At 70.4% G+C, this 26,221-nt stretch carries 24 protein-coding genes and 1 pseudogene; 11 read left to right on the top strand and 14 right to left on the bottom strand.

Going from position 1 to position 26,221, the window contains the following annotated elements:
- Nucleotides 1-41: 41 nt before the first annotated feature.
- Complete coding sequence (locus AC1UKG_RS00895) at nt 42-257, top strand: DUF3073 domain-containing protein (RefSeq protein ID WP_018813874.1); 216 nt, start codon at nt 42-44, stop codon at nt 255-257.
- 202 nt (nt 258-459) lie between these two features.
- On the opposite strand, the gene amcA is transcribed toward AC1UKG_RS00895, so the two are convergent.
- The 5 genes from amcA to AC1UKG_RS00870 all read right to left on the bottom strand — a co-directional run bounded on the left by amcA (nt 460) and on the right by AC1UKG_RS00870 (nt 5,239).
- Nucleotides 460-696, bottom strand: a complete 237-nt coding sequence (gene amcA / locus AC1UKG_RS00890; protein WP_026271291.1) for a multiple cyclophane-containing RiPP AmcA — start codon at nt 694-696, stop codon at nt 460-462.
- Nucleotides 665-1,768 (bottom strand): cyclophane-forming radical SAM peptide maturase AmcB, encoded by a 1,104-nt coding sequence (gene amcB / locus AC1UKG_RS00885; protein ID WP_018743662.1) that lies wholly within the window; start codon nt 1,766-1,768, stop codon nt 665-667. Before amcB ends, amcA begins: the two co-directional genes overlap by 32 nt.
- A 166-nt stretch (nt 1,769-1,934) precedes the next feature.
- Nucleotides 1,935-3,089: a phosphoribosylformylglycinamidine cyclo-ligase gene (purM, locus tag AC1UKG_RS00880; RefSeq protein ID WP_018743661.1), complete on the bottom strand. Its 1,155-nt coding sequence runs from the start codon at nt 3,087-3,089 to the stop codon at nt 1,935-1,937.
- A gap of 61 nt (nt 3,090-3,150) precedes the next feature.
- Entirely contained in the window at nt 3,151-4,731 is a 1,581-nt protein-coding gene (gene purF, locus AC1UKG_RS00875) for an amidophosphoribosyltransferase (protein WP_018813876.1), read from the bottom strand.
- Nucleotides 4,732-4,885: 154 nt separating this feature from the next.
- A complete protein-coding gene (locus tag AC1UKG_RS00870; protein ID WP_482642781.1) occupies nt 4,886-5,239 on the bottom strand; it encodes a sterol carrier family protein in 354 nt (117 codons plus the stop codon).
- 131 nt (nt 5,240-5,370) lie between these two features.
- On the opposite strand from AC1UKG_RS00870, the gene AC1UKG_RS00865 reads away from it, so the two are divergent.
- Nucleotides 5,371-7,395, top strand: coding sequence for a hypothetical protein (locus AC1UKG_RS00865; RefSeq protein WP_475890150.1), 2,025 nt, complete (start codon nt 5,371-5,373; stop codon nt 7,393-7,395).
- Nucleotides 7,396-7,560: 165 nt separating this feature from the next.
- Here the strand turns inward: AC1UKG_RS00865 and purL are convergent, their stop codons facing one another.
- The 3 genes from purL to purS form a co-directional block, all read right to left on the bottom strand.
- A complete protein-coding gene (gene purL, locus AC1UKG_RS00860) occupies nt 7,561-10,116 on the bottom strand; it encodes a phosphoribosylformylglycinamidine synthase subunit PurL (RefSeq protein WP_482642782.1) in 2,556 nt (851 codons plus the stop codon).
- 67 nt (nt 10,117-10,183) lie between these two features.
- Nucleotides 10,184-10,864, bottom strand: a complete 681-nt coding sequence (gene purQ / locus AC1UKG_RS00855) for a phosphoribosylformylglycinamidine synthase subunit PurQ (protein ID WP_018730830.1) — start codon at nt 10,862-10,864, stop codon at nt 10,184-10,186.
- On the bottom strand, nt 10,861-11,124 hold the full coding sequence (gene purS / locus AC1UKG_RS00850) for a phosphoribosylformylglycinamidine synthase subunit PurS (RefSeq protein WP_018254791.1): 264 nt from the start codon (nt 11,122-11,124) through the stop codon (nt 10,861-10,863). Before purS ends, purQ begins: the two co-directional genes overlap by 4 nt.
- A 402-nt stretch (nt 11,125-11,526) precedes the next feature.
- Between purS and AC1UKG_RS00845 the strand changes: the two genes are divergently transcribed.
- Nucleotides 11,527-12,093 (top strand): YbjQ family protein, encoded by a 567-nt coding sequence (locus AC1UKG_RS00845; RefSeq protein ID WP_026271293.1) that lies wholly within the window; start codon nt 11,527-11,529, stop codon nt 12,091-12,093.
- A gap of 68 nt (nt 12,094-12,161) precedes the next feature.
- Here AC1UKG_RS00845 and purB read toward each other — a convergent pair whose 3' ends face one another.
- The 4 genes and pseudogenes from purB to AC1UKG_RS00825 all read right to left on the bottom strand — a co-directional run bounded on the left by purB (nt 12,162) and on the right by AC1UKG_RS00825 (nt 16,887).
- Complete coding sequence (purB, locus tag AC1UKG_RS00840) at nt 12,162-13,586, bottom strand: adenylosuccinate lyase (RefSeq protein WP_482642783.1); 1,425 nt, start codon at nt 13,584-13,586, stop codon at nt 12,162-12,164.
- Nucleotides 13,587-13,690: 104 nt separating this feature from the next.
- Nucleotides 13,691-15,414: pseudogene (argS, locus tag AC1UKG_RS00835) on the bottom strand (arginine--tRNA ligase).
- Nucleotides 15,415-15,612: 198 nt separating this feature from the next.
- Nucleotides 15,613-16,326 carry a GntR family transcriptional regulator gene (locus AC1UKG_RS00830; protein WP_482642784.1) on the bottom strand — a complete coding sequence of 238 codons (714 nt, stop codon included), beginning with the start codon at nt 16,324-16,326 and terminating at the stop codon, nt 15,613-15,615.
- Between the two features lie 18 nt (nt 16,327-16,344).
- Nucleotides 16,345-16,887 carry a UTRA domain-containing protein gene (locus AC1UKG_RS00825; protein WP_018737930.1) on the bottom strand — a complete coding sequence of 181 codons (543 nt, stop codon included), beginning with the start codon at nt 16,885-16,887 and terminating at the stop codon, nt 16,345-16,347.
- Nucleotides 16,888-17,112: 225 nt separating this feature from the next.
- On the opposite strand from AC1UKG_RS00825, the gene AC1UKG_RS00820 reads away from it, so the two are divergent.
- Nucleotides 17,113-17,448 carry a hypothetical protein gene (locus tag AC1UKG_RS00820; RefSeq protein WP_482642785.1) on the top strand — a complete coding sequence of 112 codons (336 nt, stop codon included), beginning with the start codon at nt 17,113-17,115 and terminating at the stop codon, nt 17,446-17,448.
- Nucleotides 17,445-17,897 (top strand): hypothetical protein, encoded by a 453-nt coding sequence (locus AC1UKG_RS00815; protein WP_029123423.1) that lies wholly within the window; start codon nt 17,445-17,447, stop codon nt 17,895-17,897. The genes AC1UKG_RS00820 and AC1UKG_RS00815 overlap by 4 nt, the downstream gene beginning before the upstream one ends.
- A 31-nt stretch (nt 17,898-17,928) precedes the next feature.
- Here AC1UKG_RS00815 and AC1UKG_RS00810 read toward each other — a convergent pair whose 3' ends face one another.
- Nucleotides 17,929-19,221, bottom strand: a complete 1,293-nt coding sequence (locus AC1UKG_RS00810) for an acetyl-CoA C-acetyltransferase (protein WP_018743653.1) — start codon at nt 19,219-19,221, stop codon at nt 17,929-17,931.
- A gap of 55 nt (nt 19,222-19,276) precedes the next feature.
- Between AC1UKG_RS00810 and AC1UKG_RS00805 the strand changes: the two genes are divergently transcribed.
- The 3 genes from AC1UKG_RS00805 to AC1UKG_RS00795 all read left to right on the top strand — a co-directional run bounded on the left by AC1UKG_RS00805 (nt 19,277) and on the right by AC1UKG_RS00795 (nt 22,230).
- Nucleotides 19,277-20,632: a 3-oxoacyl-ACP reductase gene (locus AC1UKG_RS00805; RefSeq protein WP_482642786.1), complete on the top strand. Its 1,356-nt coding sequence runs from the start codon at nt 19,277-19,279 to the stop codon at nt 20,630-20,632.
- Nucleotides 20,632-21,522: a MaoC/PaaZ C-terminal domain-containing protein gene (locus tag AC1UKG_RS00800; RefSeq protein ID WP_482642787.1), complete on the top strand. Its 891-nt coding sequence runs from the start codon at nt 20,632-20,634 to the stop codon at nt 21,520-21,522. The genes AC1UKG_RS00805 and AC1UKG_RS00800 overlap by 1 nt, the downstream gene beginning before the upstream one ends.
- 72 nt (nt 21,523-21,594) lie before the next feature.
- Nucleotides 21,595-22,230, top strand: a complete 636-nt coding sequence (locus AC1UKG_RS00795; RefSeq protein WP_018743650.1) for a DedA family protein — start codon at nt 21,595-21,597, stop codon at nt 22,228-22,230.
- A gap of 73 nt (nt 22,231-22,303) precedes the next feature.
- On the opposite strand, the gene AC1UKG_RS00790 is transcribed toward AC1UKG_RS00795, so the two are convergent.
- Nucleotides 22,304-22,960, bottom strand: coding sequence for a TetR/AcrR family transcriptional regulator (locus AC1UKG_RS00790; RefSeq protein ID WP_482642788.1), 657 nt, complete (start codon nt 22,958-22,960; stop codon nt 22,304-22,306).
- Nucleotides 22,961-23,026: 66 nt separating this feature from the next.
- Here AC1UKG_RS00790 and AC1UKG_RS00785 point away from each other — a divergent pair, with 66 nt between their 5' ends.
- The 3 genes from AC1UKG_RS00785 to AC1UKG_RS00775 all read left to right on the top strand — a co-directional run bounded on the left by AC1UKG_RS00785 (nt 23,027) and on the right by AC1UKG_RS00775 (nt 26,204).
- On the top strand, nt 23,027-23,479 hold the full coding sequence (locus tag AC1UKG_RS00785) for an SCP2 sterol-binding domain-containing protein (RefSeq protein ID WP_018221757.1): 453 nt from the start codon (nt 23,027-23,029) through the stop codon (nt 23,477-23,479).
- 2 nt (nt 23,480-23,481) lie between these two features.
- Entirely contained in the window at nt 23,482-24,696 is a 1,215-nt protein-coding gene (locus AC1UKG_RS00780) for an acyl-CoA dehydrogenase family protein (protein WP_018730842.1), read from the top strand.
- Nucleotides 24,697-24,866: 170 nt separating this feature from the next.
- Nucleotides 24,867-26,204, top strand: coding sequence for an MFS transporter (locus tag AC1UKG_RS00775; RefSeq protein ID WP_018743648.1), 1,338 nt, complete (start codon nt 24,867-24,869; stop codon nt 26,202-26,204).
- Nucleotides 26,205-26,221: the final 17 nt, after the last annotated feature.

Below are 26,221 nucleotides of genomic sequence, written 5' to 3'. Positions count from 1 at the left end.
GCCTTCGGGCTGCCCCGCATTCTGTGCGAGGGGGTCGAGCCATGGGGCGCGGCCGAGCTAAGGCCAAGCAGACAAAGGTGGCCCGGGAGTTGAAGTACCACTCCCCGAACACCGACCTCGCCGCCTTGCAACGCGAACTCGGCGGCAGCCACAAGTCGGACCACGACTTCGACGACGACTACAAAGAGTATGTCGACGACGATGACGAGGACCACGTGGACGACGACCCGGACAACCGGGCTCGTCCCCACCGCTGACCCCTGGTCGCAACTGAGCACGCGGTCGATCCGCGTGCTCATGTCTGTGCCCATCGGTCAGCGGTCCCCGACGGAGGCAGGGCGTGTCTCGGAGTGACTGGCAATGGCTCCGAGACACGCCCTGTTCGGCAGGTACCGGGGAGCGCCAGCGCAGCATGGAGGGCTCGGGTGGCCAGTCGGCCCCAGGGCGGCCAGTCAGGGCTCAGCGTGGGCGGTTGTTCCAGTTGTAGAACGTCGGGATGTTCTCGAAATGATTCCAGGCGCAGACCGCGCTGGAGGTGCCGTCTCCCGCCGCCTCCGCCCGTAGGTGGCGGGCCGCCTCGGCCTCGTGAAGCAACGTGGTGAGGTCGGCGCCAGCGGCGCGGACCCGATCAACCACGTCGTCCGAGATCGCGCCCACCGTACGCTCAGGTTGCCGGGAACCGGTGTTCTCGGGCATGCTCCAACACTCCCTCCAGTAGGTGGATCTTGCTGTTGCGGCAGTGCTCGGTCTCCGTACCGTCAAATCGTCCCTGCTCGAAGTAGCGATTGGCCGCATGGCCACCGCCGCAGAAGCCGAAGTAGGAACACGATTCCCGACACGCCTCCACCCCGGCGAGGAACTCCCCGACCCAGGATGTCCCGGCGGCCTCGGCCAGGATCTCCGCCAGCGGCGTGACCAGCACATTTCCGCTGCTGAAGTCGCCGTACCGGGGGTTCGTGAAGCCGGCCAGTTCGGGCGAGAGCACGGTCACCGAACCGTCGTGCCCGACGGTGGGAATCGGGTCCAGCCGACGGGGCAGCAGCTGCTCCTCGACGCCGTCCAACACCGCCGCGGCGTACCGCAGAGACCACTCGATCTCCCGCAGGTGGATGCGGGGGTTCCGGCGCCAGGCCGCCACCAGCTCTGCCCAGAAGGCCGTCACCGCAGCCGCGTCGTGGCGGTTGGCCCGGGTATTGACCCCCTCGGTCTCCTCGATGTTCACGCCCAACACGTCCGGGCCGAGGTCGAGGAAGAAATCGTACAGTTCGCGGGCGAGATTCGGCTCGGGGCGCCCCACCACTGCCAGCGCCGAAAACGGCAGCCCATGTCGACGCAGCGCCTCGACTCCCCGCATGATCTGGGCGTACGCGGGACGCCCACCCCGGGTGACCCGATCCGCGTTGCGCTCCCGCGGCCCGTCCACGCTGACACTCACCCGGACCCGGTGCTCCGCGAAGAACCGACACCAGGAGTCGTCGATCAGCGTCGCGTTGGTCTGGACATGATGCTCGACCTCCGGCCCGAACGGGGCAATCAGCGCGGCAAGGAGTTCCTGCCCGGCGGCGAGCGGCTCACCACCGTGCCACACCACGGAGAATCGCCCAGCTCGCGCCCATGGATTGACCGATGCGGCCACCGCCTCCGCCACCTCGACCGGCATCCGCCGGTCGACCTTCCGGAGCGGGAGATAGCAGTACTCACAGTCGAGATTGCAGAGCGTGGTGGGCTGCATAACCACATAGGCTGGGACGGCGGCCAAACCGCGCATCCCACCTGTCGACTGCCCGCGTACCGCCATCGCCCTCCTCTACCAGGCCTGGGCGCGGTGTCGACACCCCGACGCGCCTGGCGACGTGGAGGGCACTCCTCAGGCTAGGCGGAGTCGGCCACCCGGGTGAAGCCCTGATCGGCAGTCCGACCGCGCACCGCAGCAATCAGCCACGGGTGTGCTGCCCGACCATCTGCACATTGCCCGTGCCCTCGACAATCTCGCCGACCTGCCACGCGTCCACGCCACGGCCGGTGAGGGTGGCCAGCGCGCGGTCGGCATCCTCGGCGGAGACGATCGCGAACATGCCGACGCCCATGTTGAACGTCGCCTCCATCTCCGGCGCCTCAATCCGCCCCTTGGACTGCACCAGGTCGAAGATCGGCTGCGGTTTCCAGGTAGCGCGATCGACCACCGCGTCCACGTGCTCCGGCAGGACCCGGACCAGGTTCCCCGGAATGCCGCCCCCGGTCACGTGGGCGAACACCCGGACCTCCGCCTCAGCGATCAGCTTCAGGCAGTCCTGCGCATAGATCTTGGTGGGAGTCAGCAGCTCCTCACCGAGGGTGCGTTGCCGGCCGAAGTCCTCGATGACCACGTCCAGCCGCATCCGGCCGGCACCGAGCAGCACATGCCGGACCAGGGAGAATCCATTCGAGTGTAGGCCGGAGGCGCGCATCGCGATCACTACGTCGCCGACCTCCACCCGCTCGGAGCTGAGGATTCCGCTCTCCTCCACCACCCCCACGCCAGTGGCCGAGATGTCGTACTCATCCGGACGGAGGACACCGGGGTGTTCGGCGGTCTCCCCACCCAGCAGGGCACAACCGGCGTATCGGCAACCATCGGCGATACCCGCGCCGATCTCGGCAACCCGGTCTGGAACAACCTCCCCGGTGGCGATGTAGTCGAGCAGGAACAGCGGCTCGGCACCACACGCCACCAGGTCGTCCACGACCATGGCAACCAGGTCGATGCCCACCGTGTCGTGAATGTCGAGCTGCTGCGCGATCACCAGCTTTGTACCGACGCCATCGGTGGAGGAGGCGAGGATCGGATTCTGATACTTCTTCGTATCCAACCGGAACAGGCCGGCGAAGCCCCCCAGATCGCCCATGACCTCTGGCCGCCGAGTCTGCTTCACCTTCGACTTGAGTAGCTCAACCGCGCGGTCGCCCGCCTCGATCGAGACACCGGCATCCAGGTACGAGGCCGAGCGTTTGCGCACCGGGCGCCCGGTGGCGGTGGTCCAGGGCTGGCGGTCGCCGCCGGCACCGGTCTGGCTACTTCCTGCGCCGCTGCGCTCGGACACGTGCGTCACGGTTCTCCCCTTAGATGGTCCTGGTGCGAACCGGCGGTGGCCGGACCGCACCCGGGCGGTGCTACCGGATGTGGTTTTTCGGCTCTTCCGGGTCGGGGCGCGGCACCCGCGCCGAGCTGAACGCGTCATAACCGCTCTGGGCGGCGACGAACGGAGTGACGTGCGGTTCGGCGGACTCGGCGGCGACCCGCCGACCAACCCCCTCGAGCACGTGCTTGCCGATCAAGCTGTCAGCGGGCAGTTCGATTGGATAGTCGCCGTCGAAGCACGCACGGCAGAGCCGGCTCTTCGGTTGCTCGGTGGCCGCGATCAAACCGCTGAGCGACACGTAACCGAGCGTGTCGGCGCCGATCGACCGCCGGACGCCCTCGTTATCCAGACCATTGGCGAGCAGCTCGGCGCGGGTCGCGAAGTCGATGCCGTAGAAGCACGGCCAGGCGACCGGCGGTGAGGAGATCCGAACGTGCACCTCCAACGCGCCGGCCTCGCGCAGCATCCGCACAATGGCCCGTTGGGTGTTGCCGCGGACGATGGAGTCGTCCACAACGACCAGCCGCTTACCCCGTACGTTCTCCCGCAGCGGGTTGAGCTTGAGCCGAATACCGAGCTGCCGCAGCGTCTGCGACGGCTGGATGAAGGTGCGCCCGACGTACGGATTCTTCATCAGACCGGCCCCGAAGGTAATGCCGGACTCTGCCGCGTAGCCGATCGCGGCGGGGGTGCCCGATTCGGGCACGGGGATCACCAGATCGGCCGCTACCGGGTGCTCCCGCGCCAGCTGTCGACCGATCTGCACCCGAGCCGCGTGTACGTTCCGGCCGGCGATCGTGGCGTCTGGACGGGCGATGTAGACGTATTCGAAGAGGCAGCCCTTCGGCTCCGGGGCGGCGAAGCGGGCAGAGCGCAGCCCATCCTCGTCGATGGCGATCAACTCACCCGGCTCGACCTCGCGGACCACACTGGCACCAACGATATCGAGCGCGGCCGTCTCACTAGCCACTACCCAACCGCGCTCCAGCCGGCCCAGCACCAGCGGACGGACCCCGTGCTGATCGCGGGCCGCGTAGAGCGTTGACTCGTCCATGAAGACGAAGCTGAACGCCCCCCGTAGCTGCGGCAACACCTCCAGCGCGGCGGCCTCCACCGAGAGGTCGGGCCGGCTGGCCAGCAGCGCGGTCACCAGCGAGGTGTCGTTGGTGGCCCCGTCACCGGCCATGGCCCGCTCGCCGGCCTCCCGCTGCAGCTCGGCCGTGTTGACCAGGTTGCCATTGTGGGCCAGGGCGATCGTCGTGCCGGAGGCGGTGGAGCGGATGGTCGGTTGGGCGTTCTCCCAGGTGGAAGCGCCGGTGGTCGAGTAACGCGCGTGGCCGACCGCCACATGCCCGCGCAGACTGGCCAGGGTTGGCTCGTCGAAGACCTGGGCCACCAGGCCAAGGTCTTTGTAGACCACCACGCCCGTGCCGTCACTGACTGCGATGCCAGCCGCCTCCTGCCCCCGGTGCTGTAACGCGTACAGCCCGAAATAGGTCAGGTTGGCGACCTCTTCGCCGGGCGCCCAGACACCGAAGACGCCGCAGGCGTCCTGGGGGCCGGGACGCTGGGGGTCAAGGTCGTGGCTCAACCGGCCATCGCCTCGGGGCACCTGCCGCTCCCTCTTGCTGGACTGGCCAGGCGAATCACGGGATTCGCTCCTCGGCCGGGACCGCTTGTCGTCGCTGACAGTGTACGCGAACCCCCACCTACACAGAAAGTCACGAAATCACTGCATCCTGTAACGCCCAGCCCGCTGCCACCTGCTAAAGCGGCAGGTGAGCGGCTAGGTCCGACCGCACCCCACTGACCCGTACGCGACCCTCGGCAACCGCTTCCGCCCAGGGGACCCGCCCGGTCGCGACCCGCAACCAGGTCTCCGGGTCGGTCTCGACCACGTTCGCGGGGGTGCCGCGGGTGTGCCGGGGACCCGGGACACACTGCACCGCGCCGTAGGGCGGGACCCGCACCTCCACCGACCGACCGGGTACCCGCTCCGCGAGCAGGGTCAACAGGGCACGGACCGCCGCCCGGAGCACCGGACGATCGGGGGCATACCCCGCGTCGAGCGCCGACAGCGCTGCCGCGACGGCAGGCGTCCTAGCGTACGAAGGGGGCACAGCGGGACGATACGGCGCACGCGCGGATGCTCTCACACCGGCCCTGGGTCGCGCCGATCCGACTGGACAAGGCATAGTAGCCCACGGCGTATTCGTACCGTGATGATCCCGGCCCGGCGACCGCCGGCCACGTGGGACTCCAGTGGAAGGCGGTGGACGTGTCAACACACCGACGTGCCTGGAAGCAGCGGGCCGGCGTGGTCGTGGCGTTGCTCTTCGGCGCCCTACTCACCGTCCCCGCCACCCCGGCCTCCGCCGCCGCCAAAGTCAGCAATGTCTCGGCCTCACCGAGCCGGGTCGAGGCGGGCGGGAGCACGACGGTCCGCTTCTCGGTCGAGGTCTCGGAAGGCACGACCGTCAATGTGGCGGTGTCATCCGACAACGGCAAGCTCGGCTGCGTCAGCGGTTGCAGCCATGGCAACGTCGATGCAAGCGCGAACTTCGAGGCCACCTTCCGACTGGCGGACGACGCCGCCGACGGAAAGGCGACAATCACTGTCACCGCCGACGAAACCGACGGCGATGATCATAGCGGGACCACCAAGGTCACCCTGGTGGGCAAGCCGGAGCCGCAGCCGCAGCCCAGCCCGACCACGGCCGCCCCCCAGGTGCAGACGGTGAAATCGGTCTCCGGCGAGGTGGTCAACCAGAGCACCGGCAGCGCGGTACCGGGAGCCCAGGTCATCCTCAAGGACTCCCAGAACAACAGATTCGACACCATCACCGACAACGGCGGAAATTTCCGGTTCACCGGCAGCACCCAGAACCCGATCGCCCCCGGCCAACTCGCCATCGGCGCGAGCATCGACGGCACCAACGCCACCAAGACACTGAATGCCTCCGCCGGGCAGAGCGTCTCTGGCCAGCGAATCTCGCTCAAGATCGAGGAGGAGCCGACCCCGAGCCCCACCCCGTCTTCGAGTGTCGAGCCCGCACCGACCGTCGGGGTGGAGGAGGTAACCGAGGAGCCGGTCGAAGCCATCGTTGATGCCCCCGTCGCGGACGCCAGCGACGAGGACTCCGGCGGCACCGGCTCACTGCTGATCATCCTGCTCGGTGGCCTCCTCGTGGCAGCCGGCGTCGGCACCATGGTGCTGCTCTGGCTGCGCCGCAAGGAGAGCGACGACGAGGACGAGGCGGGCGTCCACCCCTCCGGCGCGGCCACAGGTACCGTCCCGGTCGCCGGCGGTGGCTACGGTGGCGCCGACGACCAGACGCGGATCGTGAATCCGACCGCGGCGACGCCGACGATGGTCGGCGGGGACCCGTCCCTCGCCGAGGCGCCCACAATGATGCACAGCCCGGTGGTTAACGACGTCCCACCGGACCCCTACGGCGCTCCACCGCAGCCCTACGGTGCGGCCGCCGGCCAGTCCACCTGGGCCGACAGCGGCTACGGCGACAAGCCAGGCGGCTACGGCACCGGGGACTTCGGTGTCAGCGGGCCGGCCGACGGCGGCTACGGCGCCGCATCTCCCGCCTCCGGCGGTGGTTACGGCGCCAACGACTACGGCATGTCCTCGCCGGCCGGAACCGGCTACCCCCCCACCTCCGGCGGGTCCTACGGTCACGAGGAGCGGTACGACGAAGCGACCGGCCGCTACCAAGCGGGCGTCACGCAGTACCCGGCCCCGGCCGACCCATACCCCACCGGGAGGTACCAGCAGGACGCCGGCTACGGCCAGGCCGAACCCGCGTACGGACACGGTGCCGAGCCGGCCCCGGGCTACGACCAACAGGGCGGCTACGCGGGCTACGGCTACGACCAACAGGGCGGCGGCTACGGCGGCTACGGCCAGGAAGCACCCGCGCAGCACAGCGGCTACGGCCAGGACCTGCCAACCCAACGCGGCGGCTACGACGGCTACAGCCAGGAGCCACCCGCGCAGCACAGCGGCTACGGCCAGGACCTGCCAACCCAACGCGGCGGCTACGACGGCTACAGCCAGGAGCCACCCGCACAACACAGCGGCTACGGCCAGGAAGCACCCGCACAGCACAGCGGCTACGGCCAGGAGCCACCCGCGCAGCACAGCGGCTACGGCCAGGGCGGCTACGGTGGTGGCTACGGGGACCCGACGCAGGCCGGTCGGGCCCGGTCCGACGCTCCCCCGCCGGACCGGGGTGGTCGCCGGCTGGACTGGCTGGACGACTGACAACAGACGGTTGAGGGCCACCCGACTTCGGGTGGCCCTCAACCGTCTGTCCTGGGGTTTGCGCTGATCCTCCGGCAGCAGATCCGGCCCGGCTGAGATCAGCCGGGCCGGATCTTCCCTACTCGGATCGGGTGCCGGAACCGGTTGGGGCCGGTGCGGCGGTGGTCACGCCGATTCGCTCGGTCCCCCCGGCTCCGACTCGACGCTGGCGGGCGTCGCCATCTCGACCGGTGCAGCGGTCACGGCCGGTTCCTCAACCGGCGCAGTCGGCGCTGCGGTCGCGGCCGACTCTTCGGCCTGCTGTCCGACCGGCGGGGTGACGAGTTCCGCTCCGCCGAAGAGGCGGGGCAGGGTCGCACTGTGCGCCGCACGCAGCTCCGCCAGGCTGAGCTGGAACTGCCCGTGCAGTTCCAGTGCACCACCTGCTGGATCGGTGACGCCGATCAGCTCGCACGGCACGCCCTGCTCGGCGGCCAGCCCGGTGAACGCCTTCTCGTGCCCGCGCGGCACCGAGACCAACACCCGGCCAGCGGACTCGCTGAACAGGAAGACGAACGGCATCGAGCCGTGGGTGAACCGCTCCGGCAGGGTGACCCGGGCACCAACGCCCCGGCGCAGGCAGGACTCGACCAGAACCTGCGCCAGACCGCCGTCGGAGAGGTCGTGCGCGGAGCTGAGGTGCCCACCCCGGGCTGCCACCGCCATCAGGTCGGCGATCGACCGCTCGCGGTCGAGGTCCACCCGAGGAGGTACGCCGCCGAGGTGTTCGTGGGTAGCCCACGCCCACTCCGAGCCGGACAACTCCACGTGCGTCTCACCGAGCAGGTAGATCTGGTCGTGACCGTCATCCCGCGGGACAAAGCCCATCGGGACCCGGTCGGCCACGTCGTCCAGCACACCGAGAACGCCCACCACCGGGGTCGGATGAATGGCTGCCGCACCAGTCTGGTTGTAGAAGCTGACGTTACCGCCGGTCACCGGGATGCCCAGCTCACCGCAGCCGTCGGCGATGCCCCGGACGGCCTCGGCGAACTGCCACATCACGCCCGGGTCCTCCGGCGAGCCGAAGTTGAGGCAGTCGGTGACGGCGATCGGCTTCGCGCCGCTGACCGCCACGTTCCGGTACGCCTCAGCCAACGCGAGCTTGGCACCGTGGTACGGGTCGAGGCGCGCGTACCGGCTGTTGCCGTCAACGGAGAGCGCGATGCCGATACCACTACGCTCGTCGATCCGGATCACACCCGAGTCCTCGGGCTGGGCGAGCACGGTGTTGCCGAGAACGTACCGGTCGTACTGCTCGGTGACCCAGGTCTTGTCCGCGAGGTTCGGCGAGGCGATCATCCGCAGGACCGTCTGCCGCAGGGCCTCCGGATCACTCGGCCGGGGCAGGGTCTCCGCCCGGTCGGCCTGAAGCAGGATCAGGTCGGCCGGCTCCCGCATCGGCCGGTTGTATACCGGACCGTCGTCTGCCAACGAACCCGGCGGGACGTCAACGACCAGATGGTCTCGCCAGGTTACGACCAGGCGGCCCGGCTCCCCGTCCGCACCGCGCGGGGTGACCTCGCCGATCGCGGTGGCGAGCACGCCCCACTTCTCGGCGGTCTTGAGTACCGCCTCCAGCTTCTCCGGTTCGACCACCAGCAGCATCCGCTCCTGGGACTCGCTGGCGAGAATCTCGTGCGGCTCCATCGAGGCTTCCCGCAGCGGAACCCGTTCGAGCCAGACCCGCATCCCGGTACCCGCGGCGGCGGCGGTCTCGGCGAGGGCGCAGGTCAGCCCGGCGCCGCCGAGGTCCTGGATGCCGACGACGAGTTGCTCGTCGTAGAGCTCCAGGCAGGCCTCGATGAGCAGCTTCTCGATGAACGGGTCACCCACCTGCACGGAGGGGCGGCGCTGCTCGCTGCCCTCATCGAAGGTGGCGCTGGCCAGCACCGACACGCCGCCGATGCCGTCCCGGCCGGTCTTGGCGCCCATCAGCACCACGACGTTTCCGTCGCCGGCGGCGGCCTTGTTCTGAAGTCGGTCGATCGGCAGCACCCCGACGCAGAGAGCGTTGACCAGTGGGTTGCCCTGATAGCAGGGGTCGAAGACGACCTCGCCGCCGATGTTCGGCAGACCGAGGCGGTTGCCGTAGCCGCCGACCCCGGCGACCACGCCGGGTAGCACACGAGCGGTGTCGGGGTGGTCGGCCGCGCCGAAGCGCAGCGGGTCCATCACCGCAACCGGACGCGCACCCATGGCGAGGATGTCCCGGACGATGCCGCCGACCCCGGTCGCCGCCCCCTGGTAGGGCTCGACGAAGCTCGGGTGGTTGTGCGACTCGACCTTGAAGGTCACCGCGAGCTCGTCGGAGACCCGAACCACACCCGCGTTCTCCCCGATACCGGCGAGTAGCCGGTCGCTGGCCGGGGCCTTCTCCCCGAACTGGCGGAGGTGCACCTTGCTCGACTTGTAGGAGCAGTGCTCACTCCACATGATCGAGTACATGGCCAGCTCGGACTGGGTGGGCCGTCGGCCAAGCACCTGCCGGATCCGCTGGTACTCGTCGTCCCGGAGACCGAGGTCGGCGTAGGGCTGAAGCTCGTCCGGGCTGTCGCCGGCATGGGGGACGGTGTCCACGCCCCCGGCCCAGCCGATAACGTCGGCGCCTCGGTCCAGCGCAGCCGTCGGTCCGGCTGCTGCGGCCGCTGAAGTGTCCCGGGCCGGGTCCTGCGTGGTCATGGCCTCTCCTTGTTACGCAGCGGGCCGCCCGTCGGGCGGGTAAGCCGACCGATGATGGCGCCTGCGGTCACGCCGCGGTCTCCACCAGGTGCTTGAGCGCCGAGGTGAAGAAGCCGAGGCCGTCCAGGGAGGGGCCGGTGAGCTCCTCCACCGCGTGCTCCGGGTGCGGCATGATGCCGACGACGTTTCCGGCGGAGTTGGTGATCGCGGCGATGTCCCGCTGGGACCCGTTCGGGTTGCCCACGTAGCGGGCGACCACCCGACCCTCGGCTTCGAGCTGGTCCAGCGTCGCGGCGTCCGCGACGTAGCAGCCCTCGCCGTTCTTGACCGGAATCAGCACCTCCTGGCCGGGCTGGAACGCGTTGGTCCAGGCGGTCCCGGCCGACTCGATGCGCAGGACCTGGTCCCGGTTACGGAAGTGCAGGTGCTGGTTTCGGGTCAGCGCACCGGGCAGCAGGTGGGCCTCGCAGAGGATCTGGAAGCCGTTGCAGATACCGAGCACCGGCAGACCCGCTCGGGCGGCGTCCACGATCGTCTCCATCACACCGGCGAACCGGGCGATGGCGCCGCAGCGCAGATAGTCGCCGTACGAGAAGCCGCCGGGCAGGACGACAGCATCCACCCCGTGCAGCTGCGGGTCGGCGTGCCAGAGGCGGACCGGCTCGGCGCCGGCGATCCGGACAGCCCGAGCGGCGTCCCCGTCGTCGAGCGAACCGGGGAACGTGACCACGCCTACTCGGGCGGTCACGGTTGGGCGTCCACGGTCTCGCCATCCTCGGCCAGACGGATGGTGAAATCCTCGATGACCGGGTTGGCGAGCAGCTTGTCGGCGATTTCCCGGGTCTGGTTCAGATCTGGCTCCCCGGTGAACTCGATCTCGATCCGTCGGCCGATCCGGACCGAGGCGACGTCGGTGACGCCGAGCCGGGGCAGCGCGTTAGCGACGGCCTGTCCCTGCGGATCGAGGATCTCAGGTTTGAGCATGACGTCGACGACGACGCGAGGCACTGGGCACTCCTGACTGTGTACGCAGTTGGGTGCCGACCCACTAGGGGCGAGCGGAGCCAGCCTACCTGGCAGATATCCCGCGGGCCGCACCGGCCGCACGCGGTTTGGGCCATCTCCGGCGTGGTTAAGGCCGAGCACCAAGACCGATGCCTTTCCGTTGTACTCCCGATGCGATTTCGTTGCCAGCTATCGCGTAGGGAAGGGGTCCACCACCGGGCGACATACCCAAATCAATCTAGCCTCTTCAATGCATATCCGGGAAACCGGCTCCGGAGTCCCATCAACCAGCAGGTCCGCGTCGCCAGCGGCGTCGGACTGCGGATCCGGCGGCAGTGCCGCGAAGAACCGTTCCTGGATCATCTCGATTTCCGGTGTCTGACAGTTAACGCCTCCACGACGCAGGTGACCGCGCAAGCGCCAACCGTCCGCGCTGCGTTGTTTTTCACCATCCGATCAGGTGAACAAGGCCCACGTTCGACCCCAGCGCCGGCTGACAGCATCAGAAGCGTGCTGGTCGTGACGACGGATCAACTACCCGGCTATGACGTCCGCCAGATCCTCGGCGAGGTGGTCTCCTCGATGGCCAGGACCCGTAACCCGTACCGCGAGGGCGTGAAGAACCTCCGGGGCGGCGCGTACGACCCGATGGCGCCGGACAACCTCACCCGCTGGCGGGCCGACTCGGTGGCCCGCCTCGGCGAGGAGGCCCGCCGGCTCGGCGCTAACGCGGTGATCGGGATGCGGTTCGACAGTCGGGACTGCGGCGAGATGTGGATGGAGATCTGCGCCTACGGCACGGCGGTGATCGTGGTGCCCCGGGTCCCCGACGTCATGCCCGCCGACCAGCCCCTGGTGGCGGCGGAGACCGCACACGAGCCGACGATCACGCCCGAGCCCAGCGGTATCGGCGAGCCGGCCACCGCCCCCGACCTGCGGAGCGCGGCCGAGACCCCCACCCCCGAACCCTGACCCACCGCGTCCCGACCCGCGAGGACCGACGCCGGTGGCCGAGGACGCCGGGGCCAGGACGGCGGCGATCAGAGGATCGGCGGCGGGCTGTACCCGGCGGCGCCAGGGTGGCGGTCGAGAACCGCCGCGACTCGCTGCACCACCGCCTGGACCTGGGCGGGAGCGGCACCGACGAAGACCGTACGGTCGGCCACCAGGTCAGCGATGTCGGCGCGGGTCAGGTTCAGCCGGCCGTCGGCGCCGAGCCGGTCGAAGAGGTCGTTCTCGGTGGCGCCCTTCTCCCGCATCGCCAGTGCGACCGCCACCGCGTGCTCCTTGATCACCTCGTGGGCGACCTCCCGGCCGACGCCCCGCCGTACCGCCGCGACCAGAATCTTGGTGGTGGCCAGGAACGGTAGGAAACGCTCCAACTCCCGGTTGACCACGGCCGGGTACGCACCGAACTCGTCCAGCACGGTGAGGAACGTCTGGAACAGCCCATCGGCGGCGAAGAAGGCGTCCGGCAGCGCCACCCGACGCACCACCGAGCAGGAGACATCCCCCTCGTTCCACTGGTCGCCGGCGAGCTCACCGACCATGGACAGGTAACCACGAATGATCACCGCGAAGCCGTTCACCCGCTCCGACGACCGGGTGTTCATCTTGTGCGGCATCGCGCTGGACCCGACCTGGCCCGGCCGGAAGCCCTCGGTGGCCAACTCCTGGCCGACCATCAACCGGATCGTGGTGGCCAACGACGACGGCCCGGCCGCCACCTGGGCCAACGCCGAGAGCACGTCGAAGTCGAGCGAACGCGGGTAGACCTGCCCGACGCTGTCCAGCACCCGCCCGAACCCAAGGTGCTCCGCCACCCGACGCTCCAACTCGGCCACCTTGTCGGCGTCCCCGTCGAGCAGGTCGAGCTGGTCCGCGGCGGTGCCGACCGGACCCTTGATCCCCCGCAGCGGGTACCGCCCGATCAGGCCGTCCAGCCGCTCGTACGCGATCAACAGCTCCTCCGCCACCGAGGCGAATCGCTTGCCCAACGTGGTGGCCTGCGCGGCCACGTTGTGCGAACGCCCGGTCAACACCAGGCCGGAGTGCTCGACGGCGAGCTGGGACAGCCGGGCCAGGGTGGCGACCACCCGGTCCCGGATCAGCTCCAGGGAGGCCCGCACCTGCAGCTGCTCGACATTCTCGGTCAGGTCCCGGGAGGTCATGCCCTTGTGCACGTGCTCGTGCCCGGCGAGCGCGCTGAACTCCTCGATCCGCGCCTTCACGTCGTGTCGGGTGACCCGCTCCCGCTGCGCGATCGAGGCCAGGTCGACCTGGTCAAGCACCCGCTGGTATGCCTCGACCACCCCGTCCGGCACGTCCACGCCGAGATCCCGCTGGGCGCTGAGCACGGCCAGCCAGAGCCGCCGCTCCATCCGGATCTTCTCCTCCGGGGACCAGAGGGTGACCAGCTCGGGGGAGGCGTACCGGTTGGCGAGCACGTTCGGGATCGTCGTCACGGCCCTATTCTCCGGTACCCGGGCGCGGCGCTCCCGGCCGGGCCGCCCCCGGCCGGGAGGCCGCCGACCACGCGATCCGGGGGCGGGGCCGGCACGCCCGGGTGCTACATCCGGTCGGGGGTGGCGATGCCGAGTAGGTACAGGCCCTGCCGGAGGACCCGGGCGGTGAGGTCGCAGAGGGCCAGCCGACTGTCCCGCACCGCGTCCTCGGCCCGCAGCACCGGGCAGGCTTCGTAGAAGCCGCTGAAGGTGGTGGCGAGGGTGTGCAGGTAGCCGGCGAGCCGGTGGAACCGCAGGGTCTGCTCGACGCTGGCCACCACTGCTCCGAAACCCGCCAGTTCGAGGGCGAGGGCGTGCTCGGCCGGGTGCCCCACCGTGATCGGGGCGGGGCTGAACCGCTCGATCCCGGCCCGACGGAAGATGGACCGGATCCGGGCGTGGGCGTACTGCAGGTACGGGGCGGTGTTGCCGTCCAGGGAGAGCATCCGCTGCCAGTCGAAGACGTAGTCCTTGTTCCGGTCGGTGGACAGGTCGGCGTACTTGATGGCACCGATGCCGACCGCGCGGGCGACGTCAGCGACCTCCGTCGCGGAGAGGTCGGGGTTCTTCTGCCGGGCCAACTCGGCGGCCCGGTCACGGCCTCGTCGAGCAGCCCGACAAGTTTGACCGAGTCACCGGTCCGGCTGCGCAGCATCCTGCCGTCCGAGCCGAGGATCGAGCCGAAGCCGAGATGCTCGGCGCGCGCCGGTGGGCTCAGCCAGCCGGCCTGCCGCGCGACCGCGTACACCAGATCGAAGTGCTGACGCTGCGGCAGGCCGACGACGTAGAGCAACCGGGTCGCGCCGAGGTCCTGGGTGCGGTGGCGGATCGCCGCGAGGTCGGTGGCGCCGTAGCCGTAGCCGCCGTCCCGCTTCCGCACAATGATCGGTAACGGCTGCCCGTCGCGGCCGGTGAAGCCGGTCGGAAAGACGCAGGCGGCGTCGCCGCTCTCCTGCAGCAGGCCGAGCCGGTCCAGCTCGTCGGTCACCGGGGCGAGCCGGTCGTTGTAGTAGCTCTCCCCGCGGAAGTCCCGCTCGGTCAGGAGGACGCCGAGCTGGTCGTAGACGGTGAGGAAGTACTTCTCCGACTCGGCGACGAGCAGCCGCCACAACCGCAGCGTCAGCTCGTCGCCCCGCTGCAGGGCGACCACCCGCCGCCGGGCCCGCGCCCGGAACGCGTCGTCGGCGTCGGCGTCGAACTTGGCCCGGGCCGCCTTGTAGAACGAGTCCAGGTCCCCGACGGACAACTCGTCGGCAGCCTCCGACTCACCCAGGTCGAGCAGGTGCTCGATGAGCATCCCGAACGGAGTGCCCCAGTCACCCAGGTGGTTGGCCTTGATCACGTGATGCCCGCGCCATTCGAGCAGCCGTACGGTGGCGTCACCGATCACGGTCCCCCGCAGGTGCCCGACGTGCATCTCCTTGGCCACGTTCGGGGACGAATAGTCGACCACCACCGTCTCCGTCGCGGCGCTGGGCGCGACCCCGAGCCGGGTGTCGGCGGCCGCGGTCGACAGCAGCGTGCCGAGCGCCGAGTCGGCGACCGTCAGGTTGAGGAAACCGGGACCGGACACCGCCACCGCCGAGCAGAGGTCCGCCAACTCCACCCGGCCCAGCACCTCGGCCGCGATGTCCCGGGGCCGGCGACCAAGCCGACGCGCCAGGGAGAGGGCCGCGTCGCACTGGTAGTCGGCGTGCTGCGACCGCCGCAGAACCGGGTCGACCGGCGCCCCGGCCACCACCGAGAACGCCGGTGCCAGCCGGTCCGCCAGCAACTCCTCAAGGTTCATGAAAGGTACGCCAATCTCGGGGGAGCGGATCGACGACCAGGGTGTCCGGCGGATCGATCCGCCGGACACGAAGGGTCAACTCAGGCGGTCGAGGACGGGTCGCCGGAGTTCAATGCTGGACACGGGCCGAAACTACCGAAACTCCGGCGCACCACCGACCGATTTCCGCCCACGATGCGCCCGGAATCGAGTCCGGGACTACCCCCGCTGGTCGTAGTGCAGCTCGTGCCGGTGGCTGCCCTTGACGAGGATCGACACCTCGACCGGTCTGTCGTCGCCCGATCGGATCACCCGTAGCTGGCGGAGCACTGGAACATACGGCGGCAGGTCGAGCGCTTCGACCTCCTCCGTCGTGGGCATCCGCGCGCTGACCCGGTCCCGCGTCTGCCGCTGCGGGTACCCCAGATCCGCCAGGGCCCGCGGGGCGCCACCCGGAATCTTGCGCCGCTCGGCGAGCTCCGTACCGCTGGCGATGGCCGCCGGGTAGTACGACCAGGACAGCTCGACCGGCTCCTCACCACACATGAGCAGCCGATGCCGCAGGACCGCTCGTTCGGCCGCACCGATCCCCAGTTCCCGCGCCACCTCGGCTGGCGGCACCACCTCTGCCACCGAGCGGAGCCGGTAGGCGTACCCGTCGGAGGTGGGAGCGAGGTAAGCCGACGCCTCCACCACCAGCGGTCGCCTCGGTCGGACGTAGACGCCCTTTCCCACCTCGCTGTAAACAGCGCCCTCCGCCTTCAGCGCACCGAGGGCACGCTGGACTGTCGCGGTGGCAGCGGAGTACTGCTGCACGAGCGTCGGGATCGACGGCAGCGCTGACCCCGGCGGCAGCTCGCCGGACATGATGCGGGCTCGCAGGTCGGCCGCGACCTGCTCATGACGGGGGCGGCTGTCGGATCCACTCGCCATGTCCGCTGCTCCGCTCCGTCAGTCGATCGCCAGCTCGTACCGGAGGCGTCGACCCCACGGCACCATCGTCATGACGCTGACCTCGACCGGAACGTCGTCCTGCGTGCTCAACACCCGGGTGAGGCCCAGCGCCCACTCATGATCGGCCAGGCCAAGCAGGCGCCGCTCAGCTGGCTCCGGCAGGCGCGTGTAGACATCCTCTCGTACCCGTCTGGGACGATAGCCCACCTCGGCGAGGAGTCGGACGGCCCCACCGCGGATCTTCCGTTGTTCGGCGAGAGCGGTACCGCGGGCGATGGCGACCGGATAATACGAGTCCGTTAGTTCCACCGGCTCGTCGTCCAGCAGCATCAACCGCCTTCGGACGGTCACCGGGTCGCCCGGTGCCACTCGTAGCGCCGCAGCCACCTCAGCGACCGGCACCACCTCACCGACCGCGAGTATTCGCTGTGTCCCGCTTCGGCCCTGCCCCGCAGCGTCGGCGGCCCACACGTCTCCAGCATGAGTCGCGTCCGGTTGGACATAGGGCATCGAGACGCTGAGCCAGTCAGATCCGCCCATCGCTACCTCCCCGCGGTTCCATGTTGCGTCAGCGTATCCATCTATGCCTGCTCACACATCACGACACCTTGCTGCCTTATTCGAATGGCAGTAATGTAACCGGCGGGCCGCCAACGAGGCACAGCAACTTTGCCGGGGGACGGACGCAGAGGGCCAACAGCGACTCCGGCCGCCGGCCTAGCACTCGGTTCACCGTGCGCCCACCCAAACCGACAGGAGCGGAGCATGGGTATCTACCGATCAGTAACCATTTGGTCTCGTGAAGAGGCGGAGGCTGCGGCAGCGCACGAGATCCTGACCGACCACACAGCCGACCCGGAGAACGGCTGCTGCACGATCTGCCTGGCGCCTGGTCCATGCGGTCCGGCCAACGCGGCGGCGAACCGCTTGGTCGACCTGGGGCGGCCGGTGCTGCGCGCCGAATCGAGACGCGAACGGCGGGCCGGGTGGCGGGGCTGGTTCGGCTCCACCGGGGCGGTTCCGGCGACGGGGTCAACGCGGTGGCGTCGGGCGCCGCTGCTCACTTTCGCCTGGCTCCTCCGGCTCGGGGTCATCTCGTGACCGCCGGCCTGCCCTTCGGAGTGGGTAGCGTGGTGCAACTTGCTGAACAGCACTACTGCTACGGCCTGGGCACCCTGACCCTGCGCATCGTCGAGGTGGGACGCCGGGAACGGCGCACGGACGGGCTCTGGATCCACGTACGTGGCGTTCAACTCGGAGGCCCGCCACGCCAGCGACGGGTCTTGGCCCGCCTGGACGCCATCCAGACACAGCCGATATCCATCCCGATCACACACATACCGGTCCGACCGGGATGGGACTGCGCCGGCTGCGGAGCGGCGTGGCCCTGCCCGGACCGTCGGCGACGCCTACTCGACCGGTACGCGGGCAACCCCGCAGCGCTCGGCATCTACCTGAGCACACAGCTGACGGCAGCGGTATCCGACCTGCGGCACCTTCCTCCCGAGGAGTTGTACGAACGGTTCCTGGGCTGGCTGCGACTGACCTAACGCCGTGGGCCGCCCGTTTTGGCGGCTGGCGTCAGCGTTCCAGGATCGCTGTTACGCCCTGCCCACCCGCGGCGCAGATCGAGATGAGCCCGCGGCCGCCGCCGCGCTCGTCGAGCAGCTTGGCCAGGGTCGCCACAATCCGGCCGCCGGTCGCGGCGAACGGGTGCCCGGCGGCCAGCGACGAGCCGTTGACGTTGATCCGCTCGGGGTCGATCGCTCCGAGTGGGGCGTCCAGACCGAGCCGGTCCTGGCAGAACTCCGGCGACTCCCAGGCGGCCAGGGTAGCCAGCACCTGCGCGGCGAACGCCTCGTGGATCTCGTAGAAGTCGAAGTCCTGCAGGGTGAGCCCGGCGCGGGCCAGCAGCTGGGGCACCGCGTACGCGGGGGCCATCAGCAGCCCCTCCTCGCCGGGCACGAAGTCCACGGCGGCCGTCTGCGACCAGGTGAACCACGCCTGCACCGGCAGGTTGTGCGCCTGCGCCCACTCCTCACTGGCGAGCAGCACGGTGGACGCGCCGTCGGTCAGCGGCGACGAGTTGCCGGCGGTCATGGTGGCCTGCTCGGCGTCCGGCCCCTTCGTCCCGAAGACCGGGCGGAGGCTGCCGAGCTTCTCCAGGCTGGTGTCGGGCCGCAGGTTCTGGTCCCGGGTCAGCCCGAGGTACGGCGTCATCAGGTCGTCGAAGAACCCCCGCTCGTACGCGGCGGCCAGCCGGTGGTGCGACCGCAACGCCAGCTCGTCCTGCGCCTGCCGGCCGACCTGCCAACGCCGGGCGGTACGGGCGGCATGCTCGCCCATGGACAGGCCGGTGCGGGGCTCGGCGTTGCGGGGGAGCTCCGGCCGGAACGGTTGCGAGGGGCGCAGCCGGGTGGCGGTCCGCACCCGTTCCCCGAGGGTCCGGGCACTGTTCAGTTTGAGCAGCGTGCGCCGCATCTCCTCGTTCACGGCGAGCGGCGCGTCCGAGGTGGTGTCGACGCCACCGGCAATACCGACCTCGAGCTGCCCCAGCGCGATCTTGTTTGCGACCAGGATGGCGGCTTCCAGGCCGGTGCCGCAGGCCTGCTGGATGTCGTAGGCGGGGGTGTGCGGGTCGAGCTTCGAACCGAGCACCACCTCGCGGGCCAGGTTGAAGTCTCGGGAGTGTTTCAGCACGGCGCCTGCCACCAGCTCGCCGACCCGTTGGCCGGCCAGACCGTAGCGGGCGACCAGCCCGTCGAGGGCCGCGCCAAGCAGGTCCGCGTTGGACGCCTCGGCGTACCGCGAGTTGGAGCGGGCGAAGGGGATGCGGTTGCCGCCGATGACCGCGACCCGCCGGATGTTCTGCACGTTTCCCGCCTCCTTTGGGGGTTGCTCTCAACCTACTCGCCAGTAGGCTACGCCTATGACCGACAGGTACGCGAGCTTCGTCCAATCAGGGGTCGGCCGGGGGCTGGTCAAGCGCCTCGGCCTGCCCGACCCGCCCCAACTCCGCCGGTACCGGAGCGGCGACCCCCTCATCCCCGGACTCGTCCTGTTCGATGCCGCCGCCGGTGGCCGGCTCGCCGGCAGCATCGGCAAACTCCTGACCGCCGCCGGAGTCGAACTCCGCGATCCGGCCGATGTCACTCCCGGGGCCCGGCTCGGCGCCCTCGTCTACGACGCCACCGGTATCACCGACTCAACCGAGCTGCGCCAGCTCTACGACTGCCTCCACCCGCACGCCCGCTCGGTGCTGCCCAGCGGCCGGGTGATCGTACTCGGCACCCCGCCCGCCGAGTGCGCCACGACTCGGGAGGCCACCGCGCAGCGGGCGCTCGAAGGGTTGACCCGCAGCATCGGCAAGGAGTTCGGCCGGGGGATCACCGCCCAGCTGGTCCATGTCACCGCCGCCGATGACCCGGGCACCGCGACCAGCCTCGAGGCCACGCTCCGCTTCCTACTCTCCGGGCGCTCCGCGTACGTCTCCGGTCAGGTGATCCGGGTCGGCGCCGGGCAGGCCGCGCTCCCGGCGGACTGGGACCGCCCGCTGGACGGCCAGGTCGTGCTGGTCACCGGTGCGGCGCGGGGGATCGGCGCGGCGCTGGCCCGGGTCCTGGCCCGAGACGGCGCCGAGGTGGTCGCCCTGGACATCCCGGCCGCCGGTGACGAGCTGGCCACGGTGGCCAACGACATCGGCGCCACCGCCGTGCAGCTCGATCTCACCTCCCCGGACGCCCCGGCCCGGTTGGCCGATCACCTCTCCGCCCGCCACAGCCGGGTTGACGTGGTGGTACACAACGCGGGCATCACCCGGGACCGAACCCTCGGTCGGATGGATGTTGACCGGTGGGACCAGGTCATCGATGTCAACCTCTCCAGCCAGGAGCGGATCAACGACCTCCTGCTGGAACGCGAGTTGATCCCGGCCGGAGGTCGGATCGTCTCGGTCTCCTCGATCGCCGGGATCGCCGGCAACCGGGGGCAGACCAACTACGCCACCAGCAAGGCCGGCGTGATTGGCCTGGTCGAGTCGCTCGCCCCGGTGCTGGCCGCACGCGGCATCAGCGTCAACGCGGTCGCCCCGGGGTTCATCGAAACCCGGCTGACCGCCCGGATCCCACTGATGCTGCGCGAGGCCGGCCGGCGGATGAACAGCCTCGCCCAGGGTGGGCTGCCGGTGGACGTCGCCGAGACGATCAGCTGGCTGGCCTGGCCGGCCACCGGCGCGGTCAGCGGCAACGTGGTCCGGGTCTGCGGCCAGAGCCTGCTGGGGGCGTGATGGCAGGCCCGCAGGAGCCCTCCGACATCGCCCCGGCCACCCGGTCCCGGGTCCAGCTGGCGACGCTGCCGACGATCGGTGCGCTCTACCGACGGGCGCTTGTCGGCGCGCTGCCCGGGACCGGGTCGCGGCGGGCCGAGCAGGCCCCGGCAGTCGAGTTGGGGGTGGCCGGAATCGCCGTCGACCGCGGGCACCTCGCCGACTACGACCGGGTCTGCGGGTTCCGGCTCACCGACCGGCTGCCGGCGACGTTCCCACACGTCCTCGGTTTCCCGCTGGCGCTGCGCCTGATGACCGCGCCGGACTTCCCGATCCCGCTCTCCGGTGTGGTGCACATCGGCAACCGGATCACTGTCCACCGCCCGATCGACGCCGCCGAGACGCTCGACTTCGTCACCTACGCGACGAACCTGCGCCCACACGACCGGGGCCGACTGATCGACGTGGTGTTGATGGGCGCCGTCGGCGGCGAGGAGGTGTGGCGGGGCGTCTCCACCTACCTGGGCCGGGAGCAGACGACCGGCGGAAGCGAACGAGCCGCCCGGGGTGACCAGCCGCCAGCGCCGACCGCCCGGGCGCACTGGCGCATCGGGCGCCAGCTCGGACCCGCGTACGCCCGGGTCTCCGGCGACCACAACCCGATCCACACCTCTCGGCTCGGCGCGCGGCTCTTCGGCTTCCGGTGCCCGATCGCGCACGGTATGTGGAGCAAGGCCCGCTGCCTGGCCGCGCTGGAGCCACGACTGCCGGACGCCTACACCGTTGACGTGGCGTTCAAGCTGCCGGTGCCGTTGCCCAGCACCGTCGCCTTCGGCAGCACCTCGGCGGGCGACTTCGCGCTGCGTGACCTGCGGGACCGCCCCCACCTCCTCGGCACGCTCCGGGAGTAGTGAGGGCGCCCTCATCCTTCCTTTTGTGGCGGAAGGGCCCCCTTTCCATACCGGCACCCCGAGCATGAGGAGATGGAGTTCGCGCTCGACCTGCTGCGGCAGCTGATCACCTCACCCGTGGTGTATCTGCTGCTGTTCGCGCTCACCGCGGTCGACGCGATCGTCCCGATGGTGCCGGCCGAGACGGCGGTGATCACCGCGGCGGTGCTGGTCAACGGCGACGCACCGGAGTTGGCGGCGATCTGGGCCGCCGCCACCCTCGGCGCACTGGCCGGCGACCACGCCTCGTACGTGATCGGACGGGGCGGCGGAGCCCGGCGGCTCGCCAGGTTCCCGGCGGAGAGCCGACGGAGAGCCAGTTCGGAGTGGGCCCGACGGGCGTTGTATCGGCGGGGTGGGCTGGTCCTCACCACCGCCCGCTACGTCCCCGGCGGGCGAACGGCGGTGACCCTGACGATGGGCGCGGTGCGCTATCCACCCCGGTCGTTCCTGCTCTTTGACACGATCGGCGCGGCGAGCTGGGCGTTGTACAGCGTGCTGTTGGGCTACTTCGGCGGGCTGGCGTTCCAGCAGGAGCCGCTGCTGGGCGTCCTCACCGGCCTGGCCCTGTCGCTCGGGGTGACCGGCCTGCTCGAGTTGGCGCGGCGGCTACGCCGGCGCTCGCGTCGCCGGGACCCCGCCCACCGACGACCGAGGACGCCACGGTGACCGGGGGACCCCGCTCACCGTGATCGAGGGAAACCGCCATCGGTGGCCGAGGACAGGATGACCCGGGGGCACGTCAGGAGGGGGCGTCGCCCCGCCGGTCGGGCGCGCGCCAGCTGGTCCCGGCGAGCAGTTGGGCGGCGCCGACCCAGGCGACGTTCATCATCCGGGTGGCGGTCTGCTCCGGGTCTGCCTCCGGGTGGTCGACCAGCCAGTCGGCGACTGACTCGGTTGCGCCGACCAGGGCGTACGCGACGACCTCCAGCTCGGTCTCGGTCACCTCGCGCCCCTCGCTGCGCAGGGTGTGTTCGAGCATCCCGGCGACGACCTCGACGATCCGCCGCCGCAACGCGGTGAGCTCCCCGGCGAAGGGCTGCTCGCCCCGGGCCTGCCGGTAGAGCACCGCCCAGCCGTCGCGGTGCGCGCCGACGAAGCCGAGGAAGGCTTGCAGACTCCGCCAGAGCCGTTCGTCGGCCGACAGGTCGGGGGCGACGACGTCCGCGATGGCCTGCATCATCCGGGTGCCCTCGCGGTGCAGGCAGGCGACGAAGAGCTCCTCCTTGGTGCCCAGGTACGCGTAGACCATTGGCTTGGAGATGCCGGCGTCGTCGGCGATCTCATCCATGCTGGCCCCGTGGTAGCCCCGCCGGGAGAAGACCTTGACTGCGGCGTCGAGCATCTGTTGCTCGCGGACGGCTCGGGGCAGGCGGCGGAAGGTGGGAGCACTGGACACTCTTGCGAGCATACCTACTCGTGCGTAGGGTTACGCGCGAGTAGTCAATTTCGGAAGGTGCGCCCCATGACTGACTTCGACCCGGCCAAGTTCGCGAACGTCGGACCCAAGGAGTTCGCGCAGCTGGTCAAGTCCACCCCCGACGACAAGATCACCGAGATGATGTCGGGTGACCTCCGTGGCAAGGTCCTCGACGAGGTCTTCGGCCGGATGCCGCAGCTGTTCCGCGCCGACCGGGCGGGCTCGACCAACACGGTCATCCACTGGAACATCACCGGCGGTCCCAACGGCGGCACCGACACCTACGAGGTGGTCATCGCCGACGGCGCCTGCACCGTCAACCAGACCTCCCAGCACGACCCGAAGCTGAGCCTCACCCTGGGCCCGGTGGAGTTCCTCAAGACCGTCTCCGGCAGCGCCAACCCGGTCATGATGTTCATGAGCGGCAAGTTGAAGGCCAAGGGCGATCTGGGGTTGGCCGCCAACATCGCAAACCTCTTCGATATCCCCAAGAGCTGACAGTGGCCGAGTTCTCGCTCGATCTGACCGAGGAGCAGCGGGATCTTCGTGACTGGGTGCACGGCTTCGCCAGCGAGGTCGTCCGCCCAGCCGCGGCCGAGTGGGACGCGCGGGAGGAGACCCCGTGGCCGATCATTCAGGAAGCGGCCAAGGTCGGCCTCTACGACTTCGAGTTCCTCGCCACCTGTTGGGGCGACCCCAGCGGCCTCTCCCTACCGATCGCCTGTGAGGAACTCTTCTGGGGCGACTCCGGCATCGGCCTGAGCATCTTCGGCACCGGCCTCGCCGTGGCCGCCATCTACGGCACCGGCACGCCAGAGCAGCTGATGGAGTGGGTGCCGCAGTGCTTCGGCGACCTCGAGTCCCCCGCTGTCGCGGCGTTCTGCACCAGCGAACCCGAGGCGGGCTCCGACGTCGGCGCGATGCGCACCCGCGCGGTCTACGACGAGGCCGCCGACGAGTGGATACTCAGCGGCCAGAAGTCGTACGCGACCAACGGCGGAATCGCCGGCGTGCACGTGGTCACCGCCTCGGTCGACCCGGAACTCGGTTCCCGCGGGCAGGCGGCGTTCGTCGTACCGCCGGGCACCCCCGGGCTCGCCGCGACCCGCAAGCTCCGCAAGCTGGGCCTACGCGCGTCGCACACCGCCGATGTCTTCCTCGACGACGTCCGCGTACCCGGCCGCTGCCTGCTCGGCGGCAAGGACGCGCTGGACGAACGGCTCGCCCGGGCCCGCTCCGGCCGGCGGGCCGCCTCCCAGGCGGCGATGCGGACGTTCGAGCTCTCCCGGCCGACCGTCGGCGCGCAGGCGATCGGGGTGGCCCGGGCCGCCTACGAGTACGCGCTGGACTACGCGAAGGAACGGGTTCAGTTCGGCCGACCGATTATCGAGAACCAGGCGGTGGCGTTCGCGCTGGCCGACATGAAGATGGAGATCGACGCCGCCCGGCTGCTGGTCTGGCGCGCCTCCTGGATGGGGCGCAACAACCGGGCCTTCACCGCCGGCGAGGGCTCGATGTCCAAGCTGAAGGCCAGTGAGGTCGCGGTCAGCGCGACCGAGAAGGCGGTGCAGTTGCTCGGCGGCGCCGGCTTCCTCCGCGACCACCCGGTCGAGCGGTGGTACCGAGACGCCAAGATCTACACCATCTTCGAAGGCACCTCCGAGATCCAGCGGCTCGTCGTCGCCCGCGCCATCTCCGGCGTCCAGATCCGCTGACCCGCGCCGGGCTCCCGGCCACTCTCCCGGCCCGGACGTTCCCCCGGTCACTCCCTGGGGCCCGGATGCTGCCGGGCCCGGGGAGTGGCCCTGGCTCCGCACGGCCGGCGCCGTCACCAGATCCATCAACACTGTGATCCGCCGCTGCCAGTCCCGACGGACTGGCTACGATGATCTTCGCAATGACTCAGACCGAACACCGCCGCCGGACACCGTTGCTGCTGGTCGAGGCGGCGACGCTGCTCTCGGCCACCGGCAACGGCGTGGCCATCGTGGCGCTACCCTGGCTGGTCCTGGAACGCACCGGCAGCACCACCGCGGCCGGCGTGGTGGCCGCCGCCAGCGGACTACCGCTCCTGCTGTCCAGCCTCTTCTCCGGCACGGTCGTTGACCTGCTCGGGCGTCGCCGAACCGCGCTGGCCTCCGACGCCCTCTCCGCCGTCTCGGTCGCCGCCATCCCCCTCGTGGACACCCTGGTCGGGCTGAACCTCGGCTGGATCGTCGCGCTGGCCGTCCTCGGCGCGGTCTTCGACCCAGCCGGAATGACCGCCCGCGAGACGCTGCTGCCCGCCGCCGCGCAGGCCGCAGGCTGGCGGATCGAGCGGGCGAACGGCGTACACGAAGCGATCTTCGGGCTGGCCTTCCTGATCGGCCCCGGAGTCGGCGGCCTGCTCATCGCCACGGTCGGCCCGGAGGCGACGTTCTGGGTCACCGCCGCCGGCTTCGCGCTGTCGGTTCTCCTGGTCGCGGCCGTCCGGCTGCCCGGCGCGGGCCGCCCCGACCGCCCACCCAACGGCCTTTGGCGGGGCACGCTGGAAGGGCTGGGCTTCGTCTGGCGGGACCCACTGCTGCGCACCCTCTCCCTGATCACGATGGTGCTGGTCGCGCTCTACCTGCCGGTCGAGGGAGTGCTGCTGCCCGCCTGGTTCGTCGCCGAAGACGAACCCGCCCGCCTCGGTACCGTCCTGATGGCGATGAGCGCCGGAGCCGTGGCGGGCGCGCTGGGCTCGTCGGCGGCCGGTCGGTTCATCCGCCGCCGCTCCCTGCTGGCCGTCGCCCTCGTGATCACCGGCCTGGCCCTGCTCGGGCTCGCGTTCCTGCCCCCGTACCCGGGGATGCTCGCCTTCGCCGGCCTGGTCGGGCTCGCCTACGGGCCGGTCAGCCCGCTGGCCAACTACGCCATGCAGACCCGTACCCCGGAGCGGCTTCGCGGCCGGGTGGTCGGCGTGATGACCTCGTTCGCGTACGCCGCCGGGCCCGCCGGTTACCTGCTGGCCGGGCCGCTGGTGGAGTGGCTGGGCCTGGCCACCGCCTTCCTGGTGCTCGCCGGTGCGCTTCTGGTGGCCGTGCTGGTCGCCGCGCCGCTGCCGGTGCTGGCGGCGTTGGACGACCCGCCCCGGTATCCGCCCGCCCCGCCCGGTGGGACGACAGGACGGAGCGAGGGGCCGGTGCCCCTCGGTGAGCAGTGGCTGCCCGCCGCGCACCGCGACCCGCCAGCTTCCCGATGAGTCGGCGGGCCACCGGC

This window comes from Salinispora sp. CH2A1_6 (assembly GCF_056820975.1).
This window is presented reverse-complemented; position numbering and strand designations above follow the sequence as displayed.